The following is a 7,433-nucleotide window of genomic DNA, read 5'->3' as shown; positions in this document are numbered from 1 at the left end:
GTGCATGCCGTCGATGAACGACAGGTCGAGCGTGGTCCGCTGCCAGTAGCCGAACGGGCTGCGGTTGCGTGCGACGTTGCGCAGCGGGTGGCGGCCTCCCCTGAGGTGCGCCAGGGGGTTCTCCCTGGCGAAGAAGTCGTCACTGGTCGCCTTGGCGAGGTGAACGTCGCAGCGGATCTCCGAGACCACCTTGAAGGCGGGGTCGATCGCGACGCTGGGAACTCTGGACAGCGTCAGACTGCGGCCGTCGTTGACACCGATCTCCAGGTAGTTGCGGTTCGCGCTGACCTTGTGGAGTTCCCGGAGGAACTCGTGCCTTTTCACTGGGACATCTCCTTGCGGATCTGGGGCAGTGCATCGTGCAGTGCTGACCTCCAGTCCCGGGGCGGCTCCAGACCGATCTCATGCCATCGGGCATGCCCCAGGGCGCTGTACGCCGGTCGGGGCGCGGGCCGGACGAAGGCCCGGCTGTCGGTGGGGCGCACCCGCTCGGGATCCGCCCCGGCGAGCCGGAACACCTCCCGGGCCAGGTCGTACCAGCTGGCCTCACCGGAACTGGTTCCGTGGAACATACCGTGAACACCGGTCTCTGGGGAGATCCTTGGTGCAAGCTGTGCAATACGTATGGCAAGGTCCGCGGTCCAGGTGGGCTGCCCACGCTGGTCGTCGACGACGTCCACGGTGTCCAGCTTCTGCTCCAGTTCGAGCATCGTGCGGACGAAACTGCGGCCGTGCACGCCGTACAGCCAGGCCGTGCGGACCACGGCACTGGCGCCCGGGAGCTCTTCCAGGACGGCGCGCTCGCCGGCCAGCTTGGTGCGGCCGTAGGCGGTGCGCGGGTCCGTGGGGTGGTCCTCCGGGTACGGCGTGCTGCGGGCCTCGCCGTCGAAGACGTAGTCCGTGGAGACGTGGACGAGGCGGGCGCCGTGCCGGGCGGCGGCACGGGCCAGCAGGCGCGGGCCCGTGCCGTTGATCAGCAGGGCCCGCTCCTCGTCGGTCTCGGCGTCGTCGACGGCCGTGTACGCGGCGCAGTTCACCACCAGGTCGGGCGTGTGCCCGGCGAGGGCCGACTCCACCGAGTCGGCACTGGTGATGTCGAGGTCGTCCCGGCCGAGCGGCACGACCTCCTCACCCCGGCGCCCGAGTTCCTCGACCACGTCCTGGCCGAGCATCCCGGCCGCGCCGGCGACGAGCCACTTCATCAGTGCTTCTCCTGCTCCTTACGGGACTCCAGGGCGGCACGCTCCTTGAGCGGCTCCCACCAGTCACGGTTGTCGCGGTACCAGGCGACGGTGTCGGCCAGGCCGGAGGTGAAGTCGTGCTTGGGGGTGTAGCCCAGCTCGTCGTGGATCTTGCTCCAGTCGACGGAGTAGCGCTGGTCGTGGCCCTTGCGGTCGGCCACCCGGTCCACGCGGCTCCAGTCGGCGCCGCAGGCCTCCAGAAGCAGGCCGGTGAGCTCCTTGTTGCTGAGCTCGGTGCCGCCGCCGATGTTGTAGACCTCGCCGGCCCGGCCGCCGGTGCGGACCAGGTCGATGCCCTGGCAGTGGTCCTCGACGTGCAGCCAGTCGCGGACGTTGCTGCCGTCGCCGTAGAGCGGGACGTTCTTGCCGTCGAGGAGGTTGCTCACGAAGAGCGGGATGACCTTCTCGGGGAACTGGTGCGGCCCGTAGTTGTTCGAGCAGCGGGTGACGCGGACGTCCAGGCCGTGGGTGCGGTGGAAGGCCAGCGCCAGCAGGTCCGAGGAGGCCTTGGAGGCGGAGTACGGCGAGTTCGGCTGGAGCGGGTGGCTCTCGGGCCAGGAGCCGGTCTCGATGGAGCCGTAGACCTCGTCCGTGGAGACGTGCACGAACGGACCGACGCGGTGGCGCAGGGCCGCGTCGAGCAGGGTCTGGGTACCGACCACGTTGGTCCGGACGAACGCGCCGGCCCCGTCGATGGAGCGGTCGACGTGCGACTCGGCGGCGAAGTGCACGACCTGGTCGGCCTCGGCCATGAGCTGGTCGACCAGCTCGGCGTCGCAGATGTCACCCTGCACGAAGGTGAGGCGGGGGTGCGACTCCGGCAGGTTGGTCAGGGTGCCCGCGTAGGTGAGCTTGTCCAGCACGGTGATGTGCGGCGCGTCGGGGCCGTCGGCGGCGAGCAGGCCGCGGACGTACGTGGAGCCGATGAAGCCGGCGGCGCCGGTGACGAGGAGATTCATGAACGGATCTGCACCTTGCTGTGGTCTCCGAGAACGAGGCGGTGGGCGCTGGGGGTGCCGGGTGCCGGGGTCACCTCGACGTGCCGGCCGATCAGCGAGGACTCGATCCTGCCCACCCCGTCGATGGAGGAGTCCCGCAGCACTATGGAGAACTCCAGCTCACTCGCGGTGATCCGGCAGTTCTCGGCGACCGACGTGAACGGGCCCACGTACGAGTCGCTGACGACGGTACCGGCGCCGATCACGACCGGGCCGACGATCCGGGAACCGGTGACGCGCGCGCCGGCCTCGACGACCACGCGGCCGACGATCTGGCTGGCCTCGTCGACCTCGCCGTCGATGCGCGGCTCCTGCGCCTCCAGAACGGTCCGGTTGACCTCCAGCATGTCGACGACGTTGCCGGTGTCCTTCCAGTAGCCCTTGATCACCGTGGAGCGCACGTCGGCGCGCTGGTCGATGAGGTGCTGGATGGCATGGGTGATCTCCAGCTCGCCGCGCCAGGACGGCTTGATGGCGCGCACGGCGTCGTGGATGGCGGGCGTGAAGAGGTACACGCCGACCAGTGCCAGGTCGCTCTTGGGCTCCTGCGGCTTCTCCTCCAGGCCGACCACCTGGCCGTCGGCGTCGAGTTCGGCGACACCGAAGGCCCGCGGGTTGGGCACGTGGGTGAGGAGGATCTGGGCGTCGGGCCGGGTCTCACGGAACTCGTCGACGAGTCCGCTGATGCCACCGACGATGAAGTTGTCGCCGAGGTACATCACGAAGTCGTCGTCGCCGAGGAACTCCCGCGCGATGAGCACCGCGTGGGCCAGGCCCAGCGGGTGCTCCTGGGGGATGTACGTGACGTTCAGACCGAACTTCGATCCGTCGCCTACCGCTTCCTCGATCTCGGCGGCGGTGTCGCCGACGATCATCCCGACCTCGGTGACGCCCGCGGCGGCGAGGGATTCGAGTCCGTAGAACAGTACGGGTTTGTTCGCCACCGGCACGAGCTGCTTCGCCGATGTGTGGGTGATCGGCCGCAGCCGGGTTCCGGCACCGCCGGAGAGCACCAAAGCCTTCATTCACTACACCTTATAGGTGAACATCTGATTGAGACGTTCTTCTGATTTCCTGACTGGTTACGACAGTATGGCCCTGGTGCGGATGCCATGTGACCACGAGGCGCCGTCGGCCGGCTTTCCGACCGTTTCCTTACGGCGGTCTCAGGCTCCCGGACCGGCCGCCGCCCGTGCCACCTCCGCCTCCACCTCGGCCCGCGGGCGGCCCTGGTCGCGGGCGTACTCGCTGACCGCGGTCTGTTCGTCGCGGGCCAGGTCGCGCCAGGCGCGCAGAGCGGTCTCGTAGGTCGCCGACTGGGCGCCGCCGGGCGCCTGCCGGGCCGGCGGCCCGTAGGCGTCCCGCAGTTCCAGGACCTTGTCGTGGGCCGTGTCGGCCGCGCGGTGCTTCGCCACCAGTTCATCGAAGGTGTGTGCCACGACAAGACATTAAGAAAGCTCGGCCCGCGGCGCCTGTCGAGACGGCCGGAACGGCACCCGCGGCGCTCAGTCGTCGTCCAGGACAAGGTCCGCCCACACCTGCTTCCCGCCGCTCACCGGTACGGTCCCCCAGGCCGCCGACATCGCCTCGACGAGGAGGATGCCGCGCCCGCCGGTGGCCTCCCAGCCGATGTTGGTGGGTTTCACCGGGCTGCGCGGCGAGGCGTCGGCGACGGCGATGCGCAGCCGGTGGTCGACCAGGGTCAGATCGAGCCGGACCGGTCCTTCGGTGTGGATGAGGGCGTTGGTGACGAGTTCGGAGACCACCAGCAGGGCGACGTCCATGGCGTCGTCGGTGACGCCCCAGGAGCGCAGGCTGCGCTTGCTGAAGCGACGGGCGTGCCGGGCGGCCTCCGGGACCCGCCACACCGTCCAGCTCTCCCGCAGCGGACGCACCGCCATGCCGTCGTAGCGCATCAGCAGCAGCGCCACGTCGTCCGCGCGGGGAGCGTTGCCGAGCAGGGCGTCGGCGACCAGCCCGAGGTGCGCGGGGTCGGAGCCGGCGAGGTCCTCGGCGAAGCCCGCCATGCCGTCGTCGATGTCGGCGTCGGGCCGCTCGACCAGGCCGTCCGTGGTGAGGGCCAGTACGGTGCCGGGGCGGAGGCTGAGCTGGGTCATGGGGAACTCGGTCTGGGTGAGGACGCCGAGCGGCGGGCCGCCCTCGGTCTCGGTGATCTCCGTTGCGCCGTCCGGGTGACGCAGCACGGGCGGCAGATGCCCGGCGCGCACGCACCACGCGGTGCCCTCCTCCATGTCGACGTCGACGTAGCAGCAGGTGGCGAAGAGGTCGCTCTCCATGTCCATCAGAAGCCGGTTCGCGTGCGAGACGACCACGTCGGGGGTGTGGCCCTCGGCCGCGTAGGCGCGCAGCGCGGTGCGCATCTGACCCATCAGGGTGGCGGCGGCCGCGCTGTGGCCCTGCACGTCACCGATGACGAGGGCCACGTGGTTGTCGGGCAGCGGGATCACGTCGTACCAGTCACCGCCCACCTCCAGGCCCTGGGTGGTGGGCAGGTAGCGGGCGACGGCGACCGCGCCGGGCAGGGCGGGCAGCCGGCGGGGCAGCAGGGTGCGCTGGAGCATGCCGACGAGTTCGTGCTCGGCGTCGAAGGCGTGGGCGCGCATCAGCGCCTCCCCGGCGAGGCCCGCGGAGGCGGTGAGCAGGGCGCGCTCGTCGGGTCCGAAGTCGTGCGGGCTGTCCCAGCCGATCAGGCAGGCGCCGGCCATCCGGCCGCCGGCCGGCAGCGGCAGGATGGCGAGTCCTCCGGGCCCGACCTCGGCGAGGGCGGGTTCCAGGGTGGTCGGGGCGGGCCAGATGCGGGCGCGGCCCGCGCGCAGGGCGGCGGCCAGGGTGGGCATGGAGCGCACGGGCGCGTCCGGCCATTCGGTGCGCCACTCGCTGCGCCACAGCTCGGGCCAGGCCTCGGCGTCGGGCGGGTCGAGGACGGTCACGACCAGCCGCTCGTTCTCCAGCTCGGCCAGGGCGATCCGGTCGGCCTTGAGCGGCCCGCGCAGCGCGGTGACGACGGCCTGGCTGACGTCCTTGACCGTGCCGGCGGTGGCCAGGGCGGCGGCGAGCCGCTGGATCCTGGCCACGTCGGTGACGTCGGAGCGCAGGGTGGAGGCGTCGTCGACGGTCCCGGCCAGCCGGGCCGGGCGGCCCTCGCCGCCGGGAACCAGCCGGCCGCGCAGCCTGAGCCACCTGGGCGGCCCCGAGGGCTGCAGGACACGGAACTCCAGCTCGCGGTCGCCGATGGACATGTGGTCCGCCTCGACGACGGACATCAGGGCGGGGACGTCCTCGGGGACGGTACGGGCCAGGAGCGTCTCGACCTTGCCGTCGAAATCGCGGCGTTCCATTCGGAAGAGGTCCAGGATGCCGTCGCCGACCTCGATGCGGCCGGTGTCCATGGCGAGGCTGAACGCGTCGGCGGCCAGTTCGCCGCTGTCGGCGGCCGTGGGGAGCGGGCCGGGCAGGTTGACCGCGCCGGCCACCAGGTCCAGGCAGGCGCGGTCCTCGGGGCCGAATCCGTCGTCCCGTTCGCTCACCGCCACGAGGAGCCCGGCGCCGCCGGGCACCGGCAGGACGGCCAGGGAGAAGTCCTGGGCCGGGGTCCGCCGGGCCTCGGGGCAGTCGTTCAGTTCCGCGGGGCCGAGCCACAGGGGCCGTCCGCTGCGGTGGACCTCGGCGGCCGGGGACTGGCCCACGGCCGGGTAGGCGTCGCGCAGCCCGTACAGGGTGCGGGGCAGGCCGGCGGACTCGGCCAGGCGGAGCACCGCTCCCTCGTCGCCGAGCGTGTACACCCCGGCGAACGCCGCGCCGGAGAACACCAGGGCCTGTTCGAGCACGCGACGGAGCCGCTCGGGTGCGCCGCGATCGCCGATGAGCGTTTCGAGGGCGATCTCGGCGCGATCCGTTCTCGTTCCGCGTACCGCAGCGCCCTCACTGACCACGCCGCCATTACAGCGCTTATGGGGCGTCCGCGCAGCCCCTGTGACCGTTCCGTGGAGACCGGGGGGCCGGCGCACTCGAAACCCACCGAACAGGTCTTGACCCGTGCGTTCCGCACGGTGACCTCATGACAGACGTGACTGTCCGCGACCGTGCTGCGCCTGAAAGTGTCATGACCGGGCCACGGAAGGGATGCGGATGGACAGGCGCTACGAGGTGTACGCGCTCGCCGACGGGCACTTCTACGACACACCTGACCGGTTCGGGACGGCCGGGTCGCAGGCGGAGCCGCTGTTCGAGACGGCGCGGCGCGCGGTGCCGGAGGGCTGGCGGGCGGCACGGTCCGGCGACTGGCTGACGATGACCCCGCTCGGCGCGGACGGCGCCCCGCTGCCGTCGCCGGCTCAGGGCTGGAAGATCCACTCCTCGGCCACCCGGGCGAACGCGGAGCGGATCGCGGCGATCGTGTGGGACTACTGCGTGCCGCGCCGCATCCCGTTCAAGTTCGTGCCGGGACCGCATCTGCTGCACCTGCGCAACGCCAAGTACGCGGGCCGCGACACCAGCGGCAAGTTCGTCACCGTCTACCCGGACGGCGAGGAACGGCTCCATGACGTGCTGCGTGAGCTGGGCGCCCTCCTGGAGGGCTTCAAGGGGCCGTACATCCTGACCGACCTGCGCTGGAACGACGGCCCGCTGTACGTCCGTTACGGCGCGTTCGCGCGTTCGTACGTGGTGGACGAGCGGGGCTCACTGGTGACCGCGGTACGGGACGGCGCGGGGAAGCTGGTGCCGGACCGGCGGGCGCCCTCCTTCCAGGTCCCCCAGTGGGTGACGCTGCCGGAGTTCCTGCGGCCGCAGCTCGCGGCGCGCGACGCCACCACGGTGGGCGACCTGCCGTACGGGATCGAGAAGGCGCTGCACTTCTCCAACGGCGGCGGGGTCTACGCCGGGACCGACACCCGGGACGGACGGCGGGTGGTGCTCAAGGAGGGCCGGCCGCACGCGGGGCTCGCGGCGGACGGCGCCGACGCCGTCGCCCGGCTGGCCCGGGAGAAGGAGGCGCTGGAGGCGGTGGCGGGCACCGGGGTGGTGCCGGAGGTCCGGGACTGGTTCACGCTGGGCGAGCACCGGTTCCTGGTGATGGACCACCTGGCGGGCCGTCCGCTCAACGCCTACTTCGCCGAACGGCATCCGCTGCTCGTCCCGGACCCGGATCCGGGAGCGGTGCGCGGCTACTCCG

Annotated in this window: 5 protein-coding genes and 2 pseudogenes; 1 reads left to right on the top strand and 6 read right to left on the bottom strand. The window is 71.6% G+C overall.

Annotated features, from left to right (window positions below):
• The 6 genes and pseudogenes from ABZ646_RS35450 to ABZ646_RS35425 all read right to left on the bottom strand — a co-directional run.
• A pseudogene (locus tag ABZ646_RS35450) lies at positions 1-324 on the bottom strand (class I SAM-dependent methyltransferase); the annotation flags it as partial.
• Entirely contained in the window at positions 321-1,202 is an 882-nt protein-coding gene (rfbD, locus tag ABZ646_RS35445) for a dTDP-4-dehydrorhamnose reductase (protein WP_360528370.1), read from the bottom strand. The pseudogene ABZ646_RS35450 and the gene rfbD, both read right to left, overlap by 4 nt.
• Positions 1,202-2,200 (bottom strand): dTDP-glucose 4,6-dehydratase, encoded by a 999-nt coding sequence (gene rfbB / locus ABZ646_RS35440; protein ID WP_360528367.1) that lies wholly within the window; start codon positions 2,198-2,200, stop codon positions 1,202-1,204. Before rfbB ends, rfbD begins: the two co-directional genes overlap by 1 nt.
• Positions 2,197-3,264 (bottom strand): glucose-1-phosphate thymidylyltransferase, encoded by a 1,068-nt coding sequence (locus ABZ646_RS35435; protein ID WP_360528364.1) that lies wholly within the window; start codon positions 3,262-3,264, stop codon positions 2,197-2,199. The genes rfbB and ABZ646_RS35435 overlap by 4 nt, the downstream gene beginning before the upstream one ends.
• Before the next feature lie 141 nt (positions 3,265-3,405).
• Positions 3,406-3,678: a hypothetical protein gene (locus tag ABZ646_RS35430; protein ID WP_360528361.1), complete on the bottom strand. Its 273-nt coding sequence runs from the start codon at positions 3,676-3,678 to the stop codon at positions 3,406-3,408.
• A 66-nt stretch (positions 3,679-3,744) separates the two neighbouring features.
• A complete protein-coding gene (locus tag ABZ646_RS35425; RefSeq protein WP_360528358.1) occupies positions 3,745-6,192 on the bottom strand; it encodes a SpoIIE family protein phosphatase in 2,448 nt (815 codons plus the stop codon).
• 196 nt (positions 6,193-6,388) lie between these two features.
• Between ABZ646_RS35425 and ABZ646_RS35420 the strand changes: the two are divergent.
• Positions 6,389-7,433 (top strand): annotated as a pseudogene (locus tag ABZ646_RS35420) (lantipeptide synthetase); the annotation flags it as partial.

It is taken from the genome of Streptomyces sp. NPDC007162, from assembly GCF_040634175.1.
Lineage (GTDB): Bacteria > Actinomycetota > Actinomycetes > Streptomycetales > Streptomycetaceae > Streptomyces.
The sequence above is the reverse complement of the archived record's forward strand: the minus strand, read 5'-3'. Positions and strand labels throughout refer to the sequence as shown.

What these genes read in the sequence shown, in the direction of transcription:
- rfbD (WP_360528370.1), bottom strand. Translation starts at nt 1,202, where the DNA reads ATGAAGTGGCTCGTCGCCGGCGCGGCCGGGATGCTCGGCCAGGACGTG.
- rfbB (WP_360528367.1), bottom strand. Translation starts at nt 2,200, where the DNA reads ATGAATCTCCTCGTCACCGGCGCCGCCGGCTTCATCGGCTCCACGTAC.
- ABZ646_RS35435 (WP_360528364.1), bottom strand. Translation starts at nt 3,264, where the DNA reads ATGAAGGCTTTGGTGCTCTCCGGCGGTGCCGGAACCCGGCTGCGGCCG.